At 56.4% G+C, this 15,881-nt stretch carries 17 protein-coding genes and 1 other RNA gene; 7 read left to right on the forward strand and 11 right to left on the reverse strand.

Annotation, left to right across the window (positions count from 1 at the left end; all coding sequences use genetic code 11):
* Positions 1–94: 94 nt before the first annotated feature.
* Positions 95–562, forward strand: a complete 468-nt coding sequence (locus tag AK59_RS0109455; protein WP_013095887.1) for a YlaC family protein — start codon at positions 95–97, stop codon at positions 560–562.
* On the opposite strand, the gene pdxR is transcribed toward AK59_RS0109455, so the two are convergent.
* On the reverse strand, positions 534–1,994 hold the full coding sequence (pdxR, locus tag AK59_RS0109460) for a MocR-like pyridoxine biosynthesis transcription factor PdxR (protein ID WP_029882637.1): 1,461 nt from the start codon (positions 1,992–1,994) through the stop codon (positions 534–536). The genes AK59_RS0109455 and pdxR overlap by 29 nt on opposite strands.
* A gap of 101 nt (positions 1,995–2,095) precedes the next feature.
* Between pdxR and AK59_RS0109465 the strand changes: the two genes are divergently transcribed.
* Positions 2,096–2,806 (forward strand): GNAT family N-acetyltransferase, encoded by a 711-nt coding sequence (locus tag AK59_RS0109465; protein ID WP_023620096.1) that lies wholly within the window; start codon positions 2,096–2,098, stop codon positions 2,804–2,806.
* Here AK59_RS0109465 and ykgO read toward each other — a convergent pair.
* Both ykgO and AK59_RS0109470 read right to left on the reverse strand, forming a co-directional pair.
* Positions 2,803–2,943, reverse strand: a complete 141-nt coding sequence (gene ykgO / locus AK59_RS01000000123640) for a type B 50S ribosomal protein L36 (protein WP_003859006.1) — start codon at positions 2,941–2,943, stop codon at positions 2,803–2,805. The genes AK59_RS0109465 and ykgO overlap by 4 nt on opposite strands.
* A 2-nt stretch (positions 2,944–2,945) precedes the next feature.
* Positions 2,946–3,206, reverse strand: coding sequence for a type B 50S ribosomal protein L31 (locus AK59_RS0109470; protein WP_006176933.1), 261 nt, complete (start codon positions 3,204–3,206; stop codon positions 2,946–2,948).
* A 231-nt stretch (positions 3,207–3,437) separates the two neighbouring features.
* On the opposite strand from AK59_RS0109470, the gene AK59_RS0109475 reads away from it, so the two are divergent.
* On the forward strand, positions 3,438–5,015 hold the full coding sequence (locus AK59_RS0109475) for an EAL domain-containing protein (protein ID WP_029882638.1): 1,578 nt from the start codon (positions 3,438–3,440) through the stop codon (positions 5,013–5,015).
* On the opposite strand, the gene AK59_RS0109480 is transcribed toward AK59_RS0109475, so the two are convergent.
* Positions 4,996–5,271 carry a metal/formaldehyde-sensitive transcriptional repressor gene (locus AK59_RS0109480; RefSeq protein ID WP_014830896.1) on the reverse strand — a complete coding sequence of 92 codons (276 nt, stop codon included), beginning with the start codon at positions 5,269–5,271 and terminating at the stop codon, positions 4,996–4,998. The two genes, AK59_RS0109475 and AK59_RS0109480, sit on opposite strands and share 20 nt — an antisense overlap.
* Positions 5,272–5,405: 134 nt before the next feature.
* Between AK59_RS0109480 and AK59_RS0109485 the strand changes: the two genes are divergently transcribed.
* Positions 5,406–6,191, forward strand: a complete 786-nt coding sequence (locus AK59_RS0109485; RefSeq protein WP_029882639.1) for a nickel/cobalt efflux protein RcnA — start codon at positions 5,406–5,408, stop codon at positions 6,189–6,191.
* A 33-nt stretch (positions 6,192–6,224) separates the two neighbouring features.
* Here AK59_RS0109485 and AK59_RS0109490 read toward each other — a convergent pair whose 3' ends face one another.
* The 3 genes from AK59_RS0109490 to yczE all read right to left on the reverse strand — a co-directional run bounded on the left by AK59_RS0109490 (position 6,225) and on the right by yczE (position 11,180).
* The gene (locus AK59_RS0109490; protein WP_029882640.1) at positions 6,225–9,317 is read right to left on the reverse strand and encodes a beta-galactosidase; all 3,093 of its coding nucleotides are present in this window, start codon (positions 9,315–9,317) and stop codon (positions 6,225–6,227) included.
* Positions 9,318–9,420: 103 nt separating this feature from the next.
* Positions 9,421–10,491 carry a LacI family DNA-binding transcriptional regulator gene (locus tag AK59_RS0109495; protein ID WP_020686140.1) on the reverse strand — a complete coding sequence of 357 codons (1,071 nt, stop codon included), beginning with the start codon at positions 10,489–10,491 and terminating at the stop codon, positions 9,421–9,423.
* Between the two features lie 77 nt (positions 10,492–10,568).
* Positions 10,569–11,180, reverse strand: coding sequence for a membrane protein YczE (yczE, locus tag AK59_RS0109500; RefSeq protein WP_013095879.1), 612 nt, complete (start codon positions 11,178–11,180; stop codon positions 10,569–10,571).
* An 85-nt stretch (positions 11,181–11,265) separates the two neighbouring features.
* On the opposite strand from yczE, the gene yczR reads away from it, so the two are divergent.
* On the forward strand, positions 11,266–12,687 hold the full coding sequence (gene yczR, locus AK59_RS0109505) for a MocR-like transcription factor YczR (RefSeq protein ID WP_029882641.1): 1,422 nt from the start codon (positions 11,266–11,268) through the stop codon (positions 12,685–12,687).
* 78 nt (positions 12,688–12,765) lie between these two features.
* Here the strand turns inward: yczR and AK59_RS0109510 are convergent, their stop codons facing one another.
* The 3 genes from AK59_RS0109510 to ffs form a co-directional block, all read right to left on the reverse strand.
* Complete coding sequence (locus AK59_RS0109510) at positions 12,766–12,981, reverse strand: hypothetical protein (protein ID WP_013095877.1); 216 nt, start codon at positions 12,979–12,981, stop codon at positions 12,766–12,768.
* Positions 12,978–13,229 carry a hypothetical protein gene (locus AK59_RS0109515; protein ID WP_020686138.1) on the reverse strand — a complete coding sequence of 84 codons (252 nt, stop codon included), beginning with the start codon at positions 13,227–13,229 and terminating at the stop codon, positions 12,978–12,980. The genes AK59_RS0109510 and AK59_RS0109515 overlap by 4 nt, the downstream gene beginning before the upstream one ends.
* A gap of 265 nt (positions 13,230–13,494) precedes the next feature.
* Positions 13,495–13,591, reverse strand: an RNA gene (gene ffs / locus AK59_RS1000000124340) — signal recognition particle sRNA small type.
* Positions 13,592–13,760: 169 nt separating this feature from the next.
* Between ffs and AK59_RS0109520 the strand changes: the two genes are divergently transcribed.
* Positions 13,761–14,072, forward strand: coding sequence for an MGMT family protein (locus AK59_RS0109520; RefSeq protein WP_023620099.1), 312 nt, complete (start codon positions 13,761–13,763; stop codon positions 14,070–14,072).
* A 29-nt stretch (positions 14,073–14,101) separates the two neighbouring features.
* Here AK59_RS0109520 and AK59_RS0109525 read toward each other — a convergent pair whose 3' ends face one another.
* Positions 14,102–14,629 carry a YbaY family lipoprotein gene (locus tag AK59_RS0109525; RefSeq protein WP_013095874.1) on the reverse strand — a complete coding sequence of 176 codons (528 nt, stop codon included), beginning with the start codon at positions 14,627–14,629 and terminating at the stop codon, positions 14,102–14,104.
* A gap of 203 nt (positions 14,630–14,832) precedes the next feature.
* On the opposite strand from AK59_RS0109525, the gene tesB reads away from it, so the two are divergent.
* Positions 14,833–15,693 carry an acyl-CoA thioesterase II gene (gene tesB, locus AK59_RS0109530; RefSeq protein WP_013095873.1) on the forward strand — a complete coding sequence of 287 codons (861 nt, stop codon included), beginning with the start codon at positions 14,833–14,835 and terminating at the stop codon, positions 15,691–15,693.
* Positions 15,694–15,881 lie beyond the last annotated feature (188 nt).

Below are 15,881 nucleotides of genomic sequence, written 5' to 3' on the forward strand. Positions count from 1 at the left end.
ATGGTCTTTCAGCACATAACTGTTACTTTTTTCAGTCAAATGGCTCCCCTAAAATAGGCAGATCCCCTGTATTCAACAATCATGAAGGCAAAAAATGACCGAAATACAGCGCCTGCTTACCGCCACCATCGACGATCTCAACATCCGCGAAAAGCGCGATAATCGCCCGCGCTTTAGCATTAGCTTTATTCGCAAACATCCAGGCCTGTTTGTCGCAATGTATGCCGCCTGGCTGGCAACGCTGATTGTCATGCTGAAATCCGAAACGCTGGTGGACTCCGTCTGGCTGCTTGTGGTGCTGTTTGTGGTATTTAACGCGTTTTTCTTTTTTGACGTGCATCCGCGCTATCGTTATGAAGATATCGACGTGCTCGATTTCCGGGTCTGCTACAACGGCGAGTGGTACAACACCCGTTTTGTCCCGCCGGAGCTGATCGACAGCATTCTGCACTCCCCTGCGGTAGAAACCGAACAAAAAGAGAAACTGCAAAAAATGGTCTCAACCAAAGGCCAGCTCTCTTTCTATGATGTCTTTACCCTTTCCCGCCCTGCTGTTGCGTGATGAGTATCTGTATGCGTCGGATAGCCGACGCATACAGTGAAGCGGATGTGTTCCCGTAGCCTAATACCAGACCGCTCTGCCCCTGTTTTGTATCAAGGTAATACCCGCTCAATGCCGCTGGAGCCAGCTGATACGCCCTGGCCTGTTCCACCAGTTGCCTGTCGTCGATTCCGTCAATCGCCACCGTCAGATGCATGCCCCCTTCCCCCGCCAGAATCCGGTGTGGTACATGAAGCTCCGCATTCAGAGCCTCACGCAGCTGCCGGTAGCGTTTACGATAGAGACGACGCATGGCTGCCAAATGGCGGGCATAGTGGCCCTCTTCAATGAACAGCGCCAGGGTACGCTGCTCGGCGCGATGCCCGCCGCGCAATAACGAACCGATGGCCGGGCGTGCCGCTTTCGCCAGCGCCCGGGGGAAAACCATAAACCCCATTCTGAGCGACGGGAATAACGTTTTGCTGAATGTTCCCAGATAAACAACGGGCGCATGGTTAATCATTCCCAGCATCGCCGGTACCGGCTCACCGCTATAACGAAACTCGCTGTCGTAATCATCCTCGATAATCCAGGCGTTATGTTGTCGCGCCACATCCAGTAACGCCAGACGCCGCCGCGCGCTGAGGACACTTCCGTACGGAAACTGATGTGAAGGTGAAGTAAAAATAAGCGAAGGGGACGGCGCATCTGTTCCTTCCCAGCACATGCCCTCTCCATCAACCGGTATTCCCGTTATGGCTAAACACGCTTTCACAAAGGCGCTTTTTGCGCCGGCATAGCCGGGATCTTCCACCCAGGCAACATCGCCCGGCTCACTCAATAGCAGGGTGCAGAGGTTCACACCTTCCAGTGCGCCTTCGGTGATCACAATCTGGCTGGCGTCGCAGTCAATCCCGCGGGAAAGCGCAAGGTGGCGGGCAATGGCCGCCCGCAAAGCAGGTTCCCCGGCGGGATCGCCGTAGCCCAACAGGGCACTTCCCTCCTCCCGCAACACGCGATCGTACAGGCGCCGCCAGAGCGGCAAGGGAAAATAGTTGATGGCCGGTGTCCCCGGCGTAAAGGCCAGAACCGGCGTGCTACGCGGTACAGGGGCAGGCAGTGCGCTAACCCGCCCGGCAAGCGCAACCGCGGGCGCCGGTAAATCCTGCGCGAGCTGACGGGCCGCCAGCGGTGCCACCCGCGTTCCCTGGCGGCTACGCAACAGATACCCTTCGAGCGTGAGCTGTTCCAGTGCCGCATTAACGGTGTTTCGGGAAAGGGAGAGGTGCCCGGCCAGCGTCCTGGAACCAGACAGGCGGCTACCGGACTGTAACCTGCCGGACAATATGTACTCCCGCAATGAAAGATAAAGCGTGCGCTGCAGCGTCTCTTGTCCGCGGTTTTTCAGCGCCGTATTCAGCAAGGTATACAGTTCATCGCCTGGAATATTCATCGCCCCTCCTCGTGGTACCACCAAAACATAGCCTGTTGGTCCTTTTTAAGGAACCACTTCTTCACTAGTCTGGAACTCTTTACAACGTCACGGAGATGAAGATGAATACTTTCAATCAGTTTGGGCAGCCGGTGGGCGAAGCGCTAATCGACTGGCAGCCGCGTCAGCACCCTTCCCGGGTGGTCCTTCAGGGCCGCTACTGCTGGCTTGAGCCGCTGCAGGTGGAGCATGCCGGTGCGCTGTTTGCCGCTTATTCACTCGCCGGGGATACCCGAAGCTGGACATGGCTTCTGCGTGAACCCGATGCCACGGCAGGTGAGTTTGCCGCATGGGTGGCAAGCGTGAGTGAATTATCAGACCCGATACACTTTACCGTCTTCGATAATCAGACCCGCTCCCCGGTGGGAACCCTGGCCCTGATGCGTATCGATCCCAAAAATGGCGTTGTGGAGGTGGGACACGTTCATTTCTCCCCGCTGTTGAGCCGCACGCCGATGTCTACCGAAGCGCAGTTTCTGCTGATGCAATACGTGTTCGATACCCTGGGCTACCGGCGTTATGAGTGGAAGTGCAACAGCCTGAATGAGCCTTCCCGCAAGGCTGCGCTGCGTCTGGGCTTTTTGTTTGAGGGGCGTTTTCGCCAGGCGCTGGTCACCAAAGGCCATAACCGGGATACGGACTGGTTTTCGATTATCGACAAAGAGTGGCCAGCTCTGGCGAGCGCCTTTGAAAGCTGGCTTGCCACCGACAATTTTACTGCCGATGGCAAACAGAAGAGATCCCTGGAAAGCTGGCGTGAAACGGGCGTCTAGCGTCTTTTTTTACGTCCCTGCACCGCTTTAAAGCGCGGGTTTGATTTGCAAATCACATACAGGCGTCCCTTACGTTTGACTATCTGGCAATCCGGGTGACGCTGTTTCGCACTCCGCAACGAGTTAAGTACCTGCATGATCACCCCCGCTTCGCATTAAGAAAGCCGCCAAAACGTTTACGGAAGCGCGCCGCGCTGCCATCCGTCGAGAAGGTTTTCTGTTTGCCGGTATAAAACGGATGCGATTTTGAAGAGACCTCGATGGTGATGTAAGGATAGGTTTCACCGTCGAGTTCAATTTCGCGGTCAGTCTTAATGGTTGAACCAACTTTAAAGTATTCATTGGCGCTGGTGTCATGAAACACCACGGTGCGATAGGCTGGATGGATATTGGGTTTCATCGTGAATCACTCATGTTTTGTTATAACATAACAAAATAATATCCAGGCTCTGCGGTAAAAACAACCCCCGAGAGTGCATCACATTTCCGACGATATTTTTTGATTTCGCTGCTGCGGAACGAAAACCATGACGCTCACGTGCTATAACTATATCATTTCGCGGTAAAAACTTTCTCCTCTGGCAAGCGTCTCAGTGCCCTGGAGTGGGCATATGAGGAAGGACACGGCAGCATGAAAACCCGACATCTGGTCAGCCTGGTGACTGGCATACTGATCTTTTCTGTGCTGATACCGATTTGCCTCAGTATCTGGCTGGCGCATCGCCAGGCGGAAGAAAAATTTGTCGATGCGCTGGACAGCTATGCCTCACGCGTGCTGTTGCGTACGGACAGGGTTGTTGGGCAGGCCAAGGAAGCGCTCACGCAGCTGCAGACCTTTAAAGGCCCTCCGTGTAGCCATTTGCATTTACGGGAAATGCGCCGGATCGCCTTCTCGTGGCTCTATGTTCAGGAAGTGATCTACACCGATAACCTTAAACCGCTGTGCTCGTCGCTGGAACAGGTCAGCAAAGCGACCGCGTTCCCGCCGCCCATGCGCATTACGGAAGATGGCTATAGCGCGTGGCTTACGAGGCCAAATGAACTCGGTTTCAACCGCAACATGGCCGTGCTGGGGCAAGGACATTATCTTGTACTGGTCGATCCCGCCTCGCTGGTGGATGTGATCCCCTTCGCCGATATTTCTATCGATGCCGCCCTGGTAGCGAACGCAACACATCTCGTGTTCTCCAGCAGCAGCAAACTGGATCCGCATATCCGCGACATGATTAAAGATCAGGAGATGGTCAGTGTTGAGTACAACGGTGCAATGTACGTCATGAAGCCCGTACCGGAGCTGGGAATAAACGTTGTTGCATGGGCTGCGCTGAAACCGCTGGCGGAAACCTGGCACCGGCAACTCCTTTTCTGGCTGCCGTTTGGCATGCTGATAAGCCTGCTTGCCGCCCTGTTTGTTCTGCGGATATTGCGTCGCATCCAGTCACCGCGTAACCGCCTGCTTGATGCCATCAATAACCGTGAATTCGAGGTTTACTACCAGCCTATTGTGGCGCTCTGTAGCGGGAAAATAGTGGGCGCAGAGGCGCTAGCGCGCTGGCCTCAGCCTGACGGGAGTAGCCTGTCGCCTGACAGTTTCGTCCCGCTGGCGGAACAAACGGGGCTTATCTCGCGCCTCACGCATCTGGTGATCGAAAAAGTGTTCGAGGATATGGGCAACTGGCTGCATCTCCATGCCGATCAGCATATCTCCGTCAACCTCGCGCCTGCAGATTTAACCTCCGGCAAGCTGCCGCCGCTCCTGAGCCAGCTACTCAATAAATGGCAAGTCCGCCCGGAACAGATAGCGCTTGAATTAACCGAACGCGGCTTTGCCGATCCCAAAATCAGCGCACCGGCCATCGCCGCTTTTCGCCGTTCGGGCCACGCCATTTACATCGATGATTTTGGCACGGGCTATTCCAGCCTGAGCTATCTGCAGGATCTGGACGTCGACACGCTGAAAATTGATAAGTCGTTCGTGGATGCGCTGGAGTACAAAAACGTAACGCCACACATTATAGAAATGGCGAAATCACTGAAGCTGGCGATGGTTGCTGAGGGCGTGGAAACCGCAGGGCAGCTCGCCTGGCTGCACCGTCACGGCGTGCAATACGGGCAAGGCTGGTACTACAGTAAGGCGCTGCCAAAAGCGGAATTTATGGCATGGGCAGAAAATAACCTTAACGCCCCTTCTACTTCAGATAAGATTTGATCACCTGTAAAACCACGCCAAGATCGGCCTCACGCTGATCTTCCTCAGGCTCTTTGACGACGTGATCGGTTAAATGGCCTTCGATCACCTGCAGCATCATGCCATTCACCGCACCGCGGATCGCGGCCAGCTGCTGTAATACCTCGGCACACTCATGCTCGTCGTTACTGAGCATTTTTTCCAGCGCGGTGCTCTGCCCCTGAATTTTCTTCAGGCGAGTCAATAACATCTTCTTGTGACGAACCGTATGTGACATCTCTGCATCCTTCTTCTTCTGGCGGGTAAAGCATAACACGCCCTACTCCCCCTGAGTATTTTTCTACTGGGGGGTAGTATTCAACTACTGGGGGGGAGTACTATCTGCGCACCTTTTCCAGTGCGGATTTTGTAATGAACGATTTTGCTTCTCTTCTGCAACAGGGCAACGCATGGCTATTCATTCCCAGCGCGATCCTGCTCGGTGCCCTGCATGGTCTTGAGCCGGGCCACTCTAAAACAATGATGGCGGCCTTTATTGTGGCGATCCGCGGCACGCTGAAACAGGCGGTATTGTTGGGGCTGGCGGCCACGCTTTCCCATACCGCGGTGGTCTGGATCATTGCCATGGCGGGATTATGGTTTGGTCGCGGCTGGGATGCGCAAACCTCTGAACCCTGGTTCCAGCTTATCTCTGGGGTATTGATCGTTTTGATCGCGCTGTGGATGGCGTGGCGTACCTGGAAGAAGAATCAGCCGCACGATCATCATCACCATCATGATCATCACCACCATGAACATCAACTGGTTGCAGAGGAGTGGCAAGACGCCCACCAGCGCGCCCATGCGCAGGATATCAATCGTCGTTTTAACGGACAAAACGTCACCACCGGGCAAATTGCGATGTTTGGGCTGACCGGCGGGTTGATCCCCTGCCCGGCGTCAATCACCGTCCTGCTGATCTGCCTGCAGCTCAAGCACTTTGCCCTGGGCGCCACGCTGGTATTTAGCTTCAGTATTGGTCTGGCGTTAACGCTGGTGGCATCGGGCGCGATTGCCGCGTTAAGCCTTAAACATGCGACAAAACGCTGGCCGGGGTTCAGCGAGTTTTCACGCAAAGCACCGTGGTTCTCTGCGGCACTGATTATCCTGGTGGGGGGTTACATGATCCTGCACGGGTTAGGCGGTATCCTGGCCTGAACCAGGCGGCCAACGCGTGGCCGCCACCGAAGGTCAGTTGAGGTTCTGACGCCAGCTAAAGCGATAGCGAAGCTGGCGATTTTGCAGGATAAATTCCGGCGAGACGCTGGGGCTCCAGGAGTCATCTCCACCCACGCCCATATGGAACGCATCAAGATTGAGCCAATACCCCGGCTCGTCACGCAGCAGATGGTGATGGGTTGTCTCACGCAGCTGTTGCTGGCTGTAGCGGCTCACAGAGAAATGGAACTGCCCGTTCAACTGATGCGTCCCCAGCACCAGTTCACGGGTATCGCACCGCAAGCCGTTTTCCGTCGGGAAGATGTACGGCGTATGCATTGCCTGCAGCGGCAACGTCCAGCGCCCCTGCTGTGCTGCCAGCTTTCTGTCCGGGTAGTTTTCATGCGGCCCCAGCCCCAGCCAGTGAACGGCTTCCGGCGGCCGGGCAAGATGCATGCTCAGGCCAATACGCGCAGGCTCCGGAATATCAGACGCAACCTCTACTTCAACCTCACCGTGCAGCACACCCTGATCGTCCACTCGCCAGAATTTACGGCTCAGGAACAGCGCTTTGCCGAGATGTTCCCAGGCATGCAGCGTCCTGACTACCGCCTCGCGGGCATGCTGCTCTCCTTCACAACGCAGCAACCGCGGGGTGATGTCGTACATCCCCGCCGCCTTCCAGCGCTCCACCCATGCATTTGGATCGATACGCGTGGCCTCGCTGACCCCGATATCATTGTCCAGCGGCGCGCGGGTAAAGTTATCCGTCAGCGGCGAGAGCAGCGTTTCAACGCCATTGTTCAGCCACTGCGTCAGGTGTCCTGAGGTACGGTCAACTATCCATCGCTGCTGCTGGTGCGTCAGGGTCAGCATCTCATCGGTTTGCGTCAGTACCGGCGGCACACCCACCGGTGCGGGCGGGGCGATAAACAACGGTGCCGGGAGTGGCCATTGATCCCACGCGCAGCGATGGTTTTCCGGTGACCACGGCGTTGCCTTCAGCTGGTACACCTCGACATTCAGCCAGACCTCGCCCGGCTCTGCCGTCAGCGCGGGCAGGGAGATGTCCAGACGCTGAGTCTCCTGAGGCGCGATGGAGAGCGTAACCTCCCCCTTAGCCAGCACCGTTCCGTCACGGGTCACCGACCATCTGAGCACCTCGTTATCCGTATGACGGAACAGGTAATCGCTTTGCACGTCCACCACCAGCGGAGAAGTGCTTACCCGCGTAAAGGTAAAGAACTGCTGCGCGCGCTGAGCCTCATACAGTGCCGGGTGCGGCGTGCGATCGGGGAATACCAGCCCGTTAAGGCAGAACTGACGGTCATTGGGTGTATCACCAAAATCGCCGCCGTAGGCCCAGAATGGGGTGCCATTTTCATCTTTCTTCGTCAGCGCCTGGTCGACCCAGTCCCAGACAAATCCTCCCTGCAGACGCGGATGGCTACGAAACGCCTGCCAGTATCTGGCGAAGCCGCCAAAGCTGTTGCCCATTGCGTGGGCGTATTCGCAGAGGATCAGCGGTCGGGTTTCATCCGGCAACCCGATCCATTTTTTAATGGACCATTTCGGCACCGCCGGGAACGGCTGATCCTGATCAACACGGGCATACATCGGACAAATGATATCGGTCGCCGCCGTGTTCGCCCCACCGCCTTCATATTGAACCGGGCGCGTCGGATCGGTGGTTTTTAGCCAGCGATACAGCGCGTCGTGATTTGCACCGTGGCCAGACTCATTGCCCAGCGACCAGATGATAATGGACGGATGATTACGATCGCGTTGCACCATGCGGGTCACGCGCTCGCTCATGGCGGGCAGCCAGCGGGGATCGTCAGCGAGACGACTCATCGGCACCATGCCGTGGGTTTCGATATTGGCCTCGTCAACCACATACAGGCCGTAGCGATCGCAAAGCCGGTACCACAGAGGATGGTTCGGGTAGTGCGAGCAGCGCACGGCGTTGAAGTTGTGTTGCTTCATGATTTCGATATCGCGACGCATCGTCGCTTCGTCCATCACCTGGCCGTTTTCCGGGTGATGTTCATGCCGGTTGACCCCGCGGATGAGCAGTGGCTTGCCGTTGAGCTTCAGCAGGCCATTGCTGATTTCAACGCGGCGGAAGCCCACATCACAGGCTTCAATCTCCAGCACCTCACCCTGCGGGTCCAGCAGTGCGATCGTCAGCCGATAAAGCGCTGGGGTCTCAGCACTCCATAAGGCGGGTGACGCAACCGGGATCGCCACCGTCAACCGCTCGGCCCAGTTGCCGCGTTCATCCACAATGGCCGAGCCTGGCTGCCGGGTGGCGCTGGCACAGCGTTCACCGTTGCGCCAGAGCGTTATTGCCACCTCGCACTCCGTAAAGTGAGCGCCCGCCAGGGCGACATCCACCTTCAGCACGGCGCGATCCAGCTCCGCATTGAGGTCGGTGACCACCTGATAATCCGCGATGTACGTCTCCGGCTTATGCAGCAGCGACACATCGCGGAAAATCCCGCTCATGCGCCACATGTCCTGATCTTCCAGATAGCTTCCGTCGCACCAGCGCAAAACCATCACGGCCAGACGGTTCTGGCCAGCACGCAACACGCCCGAGAGATCGAATTCGGCCGGCAGACGGCTGTCCTGGGAATACCCCACCCACTGACCGTTGCACCAGAGATGAAACGCCGAGTTCACGCCATCAAAGATAATGCGGGTTTGCCCGCCCTCGAGCCACGCGTCCTCCACTTCAAATGTGAGCGAGTAACAACCGATCGGATTCTCTGCCGGAACAAAGGGCGGATTGACGGGAATGGGATAGGTGACGTTGGTGTAAACAGGTGTATCAAACCCCTGCATCTGCCAGTTTGACGGCACCGGCATCGCAACGGCATCCGGGCAATCTTCGCCTGTCCATGCCTGCGGAACCTGCTCAGGTGCAGAAAAGAAGCTAAATCGCCACTCCCCATTCAGGGAACGTCGGCTGATGGATGCCGCGTCCTCTCTGGCGGCGTGTTCATTACGCCAGCTGTGGAATGGCGCATGCGCCGCCAGCCGGTTCCACTGGGTGACGCCGGGATTTTCCCAGTCCCGACGGGCCAGAAGTGCGCTGAGAGTCAGCGAGACAGTATTGGACATGTTTTCCTCTTTGCGAAGCGCTCACAATTTTACTCAACATGCCCTGGCAAACTGCCGCGGTAAAGCGTGGGATCGCCGTGTAGCGAGTCAGATCACAAAAGTGTTACTGGCGAGCAAGTTGCTCTGCCAGCAGGGCCAGGCTTCTGAGCTGCTGCGCAAGATCCTCACGATCGGCCTGCTGCGGGGTGCGACGAGCACTGGATTGTCGGCTAATCAACGTGACGGGCAACTGAACCTGCCAGCAGGCTTCATGGCGGGCGGGAGCCAGCAGCCACTCCACACTTTGTTCACCTGCCTCGCGAAATGCCTGACGGATGGTGGTAAGCGGAGGTGAAAACCAGGCGCTGTCGGCGGTATCGTCAAACCCCACTATCGATATCTGGCCCGGGATCGTCACCCCTTTTTCCGCGCAGGCCCGCATCACCCCCAGCGCCATTTGATCGTTAGCCACCAGAATGGCATCCGGTAACGTTGCAGCAGACAACAGCGCATGCCCCTTCTCATAACCGCAGGCTGCGCTCCAGTCGCCGTAGGCCACCGCCGCCGCCTCAAGGCCAGCTTCCGCCAGCGCGGCTTTCCATGCCGCCAGACGGGCACGAGCGGAAACAGAGCTTTCCGGCCCGCTCAGCAATGCAATACGCTGATGCCCGAGCGACAGCAAATGTTCAACGCCCAGACGAGCGCCCTGTTCAGCATTGAACACCAGGCTGTTGACCGCTGCCGACGGAGAGACATCCAGAAACAACACCGGCACGGGCGACGCCAGTGCCTTGAGTTGTTCGGCATGGGGATCGTCAAGCGGCACGTTCACCAGCAGGGCTTCCACGCGCTGCGCCAGCAGCTCCTGAAGCGCGGCCTGGCACTGTTGCGGATGTTCCACCATTGAGATCAGTACGCTCGCCCCCTTTTCTACCGCCCGGGATTTGACCGCAGAGACAATTTGCGAAGGCGCATGCAGCGCCAGATCGGTAGTGATCAGTCCCAGCGTACGGGTGCGCTTGCCCGCCAGCTGCTGCGCGCCACGGTTAGGAACATAGTGCAGCTCCGCCATGGCCTGCTGCACCTTTTCCCGTGTCCGGGCAGAAACATGCTCCGCGTCGTTAATCACACGGGAAACGGTTTGATAAGACACCCCCGCAAGGAGGGCAACATCATAGAGGGTAATGGCTTTCATGCGTTCCGGCTTGGTGTTAACAGAGCCGTCTATTGTGGCACAGCGCGGCCATTAATACCTGTGAGCGCTTCGCAAAATTAAACAACCCGCTCTGGCTGAGGAACGTTATCCGTACGCGGCTTCTGACGGAACCACGGCAAACAGAGCTGGATAAGCGGGCCGATGGTCAGGGCATACAGTACCGTCCCGACGCCAAACGTTCCGCCAAGGACGCAGCCAATCAGCAGAACACTCACTTCAATTGAGGTCCGAACGCTGCGGATTGACCACCCCAGCCGGGCGTGAATGCCGGTCATCAGTCCATCGCGTGGGCCCGCCCCGAACCCGGCACCGATATACATACCGGTTGCTATCGCGTTCAGCACAATGCCCCCAACCAGCAGAGCAATCCGAATGGGGAGAAGATCCAGCTCGGGGATAAGGGCCATCGAGGCATCCGCCGCCAGGCCAATACAGACAACGTTACTGAGCGTTCCCAGCCCAGGCATCTGACGCAGCGGGATCCACAGCAGCAGCACCGCGGCACCGGTCAAAATAATCACCGTACCGATGGTCATCCCCAGCTGTAATCCCACCCCAAGGTGAAACACATCCCACGGGTCAACCCCCAGATCCGAACGAATAAACATCGCGGTTGAAAGCCCGTACAGGCCTAAACCAACGTACAGTTGCAGCAGACGACGTACCATTTTAGCTTCTCCAGTGAACCAGGCTTTCATCTTGTTCGAAAATGGCACTATGATTAATGTCCAGTTTTCAAATAGTGGACTGCATATGTCATCACGCCGTTTCGGAAGTCAGTCGCTGGTTCGCCTTTTGGGCCACTGGCAACAAACCCCGTCCCGAACCCCACTCTGGCGACAGCTGGCCGACGCGTTGCGCCTGCTGATCCTCGACGGCAGGCTGGCGTTGAGCACGCGCCTGCCCGGTGAACGTGAACTGGCCACGGCGTTAGATGTAAGCCGGACGACCATCAGCAGCGCGCTGGCCCATCTGCGAGAAGAAGGGTATCTGGAGAGCCGCCACGGCAGCGGTTCACGCGTGATCCTGCCCGATACCCGTGCCGTACCGACGCTTTCAGCGGCAAGCGCAGCGCTGGATCTCTCGACTGCCGCCCTGAATGCCGGGCCAGAGATCCACCAGGCTTACACCTGGGCGCTCACCGCGATCACCCAGCATCTTACGCTGACCGGTTACGATCAGCTCGGCCTGGCGGCTCTGCGCGACGCCATTGCCGCTCGCTATACCGCACGCGGGCTGCCGACCCGCGCAGACGAAGTGATGGTGGTCAATGGTGCCGTCAGCGGTTTTGCGCTGGTACTGCGGATGATGGCCGGCCCGGGCGATCGCGTCGTGGTCGATCATCCCACCTATCCGCTGGCGATTGCAGCCATCCAGGGGGCATCGTGTCGGCCGGTGGGCGTGTCGCTGCCGGAAAGCGGCTGGGATACGGATGGCTTTGCCGCCACGCTGGCGCAGACAGCACCGCGCCTGGCGTACCTGATGCCGGATTTTCACAATCCAACAGGGCGATGCATGGATATCGCCACCCGTCAGGAAATAACCGACATTGCCGCTCGCACCCGTACCACGCTGGTGGTCGATGAAACGATGGTCGATCTCTGGTTTGAAGCACCGCCCCCGCCGCCGCTGGCGTCGTTTAATTCGCAGGCTACGGTGATCACCCTGGGTTCGGCGGGAAAAAGTTTCTGGGGTGGGCTGCGCCTCGGCTGGATCCGCGCCTCGTCACGCACCATTGCCACACTTGCCCAGACGCGGGATACGCTGGATTTAGGCTCGCCGCTGCTGGAACAGCTGGCCACGCTGTGGCTTATTAACAATAGCGAGACATTTCTGCCTGCGCGCCGGAAAATACTGAAGGAGCGACGCGACCGCTGCGGTGAACTGCTGCGCGAACATTTTCCCCAGTGGCGGTTTCAGGAGGCGGAAGGCGGGCTATCCTACTGGATCGAGCTGCCGGGCATGCTGGCGACACAGCTCGCCGCACGTGCAGAAATGCTGGGGATTAATCTTGGAACCGGCACACGCTTTGGGTTATCGGGTGCGTTTGACCGCTACTTACGCGTGCCCTTCTCGCTCGAGTCGACAGAGCTTGAGCAGGCGTTGCTACGAATCAAACCGGTTTGGCTCGCATTAAATAAAACCGCACCGTCGGTAAAACGCAGTCTTGTTTAATATAAAAGTTTGAAGTGGATCATAAAATAAAAACTGCTGACTGTCATACGGCAGTCAGCAGTTTTCACCATTCAGGAATCAGTGCTGAGGAGGAATAGGAAAACCTTTCAGTGAAATAACAAAACTTTCACCGTCTTTCTTTATTTTTGCGCCGGTATCACACCAGTCAGACGCAATACGAAAGAACTCATCACTTCCTACATTCCAGCCAAGACGGACATGCTTCACGTAGCCTGAACGCAACAGATCGCAGGCTTCTTTGTAGTCACTGGCGGTCGATAGTTGTTGTTTCATTTTCTCTTCTTCAGAAGTTTACGTAGAGCTTTGATTTCTTTAGGAGTAAAAGGCGTTACACTCTCTTCTTCCGTATGCTGATTATCAATATCCTCTTCCGATACTCCCACCTCGTCTGCGGCTTCAAATGCCAGCAGCAGCAACTTCTCTGTGGTCACGCTTAAGTTTTCGTTATTCACTTCCGCATAGTGGCGAAGTCTTTCTTTTAGCGCTTCGTCAATCTTAACGTTTAATACCGCAGTAGCCATGATTGTCACTTCCCTTCGGAATAAGTGCTTTATTTAATACACGATGTTAACAATGTAATCCAGATATATATTTTTAACTTATGACAGAAAAAAGACGCCCAGAAATAAAATGACAGTCTATTATTACAGGTTTATGACAGTAATATTTCAGCGCGATGAAATATATATTACACCACGAATTAAACCCTGTTAATTCTGTGGAATAGCCATGCTGGAAGGAGGTAAAAAACGGGAAGATGTTGCCAGAAGCACAAATGGGTGGGGGCCCTGCCAGCTACATCCCGGCACACACGTCGTCTGCCCTGGCTGCTTCCTTCCGGACCTGACCTGGTGAACAGAGTAGCGTTGCGGGAGAACCAACAGAGCCCCCATTGTGAGCGTTGTTACCCAACGCGCTGGCGCATTATCCCTGTGCTAACGGTCAATTGCAAGCTGCCAGCAACCGGATGGTGGTTTCTTGCGCAAACAGGCACAGCAATCGGCGCAATCTTCGTTTAACATGACACTTCACTCATCCCCACAGGTGTACTGATGGACGAACACGACTCCTTTCCACAGCGAGTGTGGCAAATTGTGGCCTCCATTCCCGAGGGCTACGTGACAACCTATGGTGACGTCGCACGTCTTGCTGGCTCCCCCCGCGCGGCGCGTCAGGTGGGTGGCGTGCTAAAACGGCTTCCTGAAGGCAGTACATTGCCCTGGCATCGGGTTGTGAATCGTCATGGTGCCATCTCGCTCACCGGGCCGGATTTGCAGCGCCAGAGGCAGGCATTACTTTCAGAAGGGATACAGGTGTCCGGGTCAGGGCAGATTGATTTGCAGAAGTATCGCTGGGTGTATTGACCCCCTCCCCCGAAGGAGAGGGGAACACATTACAGCTGAGTCGGTGGGGTAGGTACAGACGGTTGGTTCGTCTGTGGTGCAATCGGCACTTCGGTTTGCTGCACCGGCACCAGGTTCAGGTCGATTTTCGTCCCACCGTTGTTGATGGCTTCCTGAACCGTATCGGTAATAAACACCAGCTTACCGTTGATGGTTACCGCAGCGCTCAGAAGGATACGGGCGTTCGGCTGTACGTCTGCCGGGTTATACGGCAGCACGAAGCTAAACGGTGCCTGCTTACCTTCGGTACGTACAGCACGCTGGGCCACTACTTTCGACGGCGCGTCGGCCAGAGAAGCATCAGACAGCGTGACCGTTAATACCGCATCCGGTGGTAAAGCGACTCGCTGTTTGATCCAGATAGTACCGGAAACATTAGGTTGCTGAATGGATTGCTGTGAGAGTGTATTAATCCCATTTGGATCTGCTGCTGGCACCGGCACCTGGGCGCTCTTACCTGCACAGGCGGACAACGCCACCGCAATAGCTACACCACTTAGCATGGGCACGAGTTTCATTGAAGTCTCCTTATCATCAATGCACCAGCGGGATCGATCCCATCCGATGTCGTTTCAAACACATATCGTATTCAAGTGTGGCACAGATCACTGATTAATGCCTAAATTCTCCCTGATATTCAGATAATTCTACCCGTCGGACCACTTTCATTTCTGCGTTATACTCTGCCTATCTTTCGCCACGGCGTTTATTGAGGACAACTATGAGTCAGGCACTGAACAATCTGCTGACATTACTGAATCTGGAAAAAATTGAGGAAGGACTCTTTCGCGGACAGAGCGAAGATTTGGGCTTGCGTCAGGTCTTCGGTGGGCAGGTCGTCGGACAGGCACTGTACGCTGCCAAGGAGACCGTCCCGGCAGACCGTCTGGTGCACTCCTTTCACAGCTATTTTCTGCGTCCTGGCGATAGCGCAAAACCCATTGTGTACGACGTGGAAGTGCTGCGTGACGGCAACAGCTTTAGCGCGCGCCGTGTGGCAGCCATTCAGAATGGCAAGCCCATCTTTTACATGACCGCCTCTTTCCAGGCACCGGAACCGGGTTATGAGCACCAGAAAACGATGCCAGCGGCACCGTCGCCGGACGATCTCAAATCGGAGACCGATATCGCCCGCGCGCTGGCCCACTTGCTGCCACCGCAGGTCAAAGAGAAATTCCTTTGTGATAAACCTCTGGAGATCCGTCCGGTCGAATTCCATAACCCGATGAAAGGCCATACGGCCGAGCCGAAACGCCAGGTCTGGATCCGCGCCAACGGCACCGTACCAGAGGATTTCCGCGTGCATCAGTATCTGCTGGGCTATGCGTCAGATTTTAACTTCCTGCCGGTTGCACTGCAGCCGCACGGAGTGGGGTTCCTTGAAAAAGGGATGCAGGTTGCGACGATCGATCACTCGATGTGGTTCCATCGTCCATTTAACATGAATGACTGGCTGCTCTACAGCGTGGAAAGCACCTCGGCGTCCAGCGCCCGCGGGTTTGTACGTGGAGAGTTTTATACGCAGGACGGCGTGCTGGTCGCCTCGACGGTGCAGGAAGGGGTGATGCGTAATCGCGGGTGATGATGCCCTCACCCTGGCCCTCTCCCACAGGGCTGAGGGATCCCCAGTAATTTTTTTACCGGAAGCGACGAATGTTGTTTCAGGAAAATGAATGATTTACAGCGACGTCCTGGTCCGGCTGTAAATCGCTGATAGATCGGAAGAGCGTCGTGTAGGGAAAGAGTGTAGATCTCGGTGGTCGCCGTATT

Source organism: Enterobacter sp. T1-1 (genome assembly GCF_000710795.1).
Taxonomy (GTDB): Bacteria; Pseudomonadota; Gammaproteobacteria; order Enterobacterales; family Enterobacteriaceae; genus Enterobacter; species Enterobacter cloacae.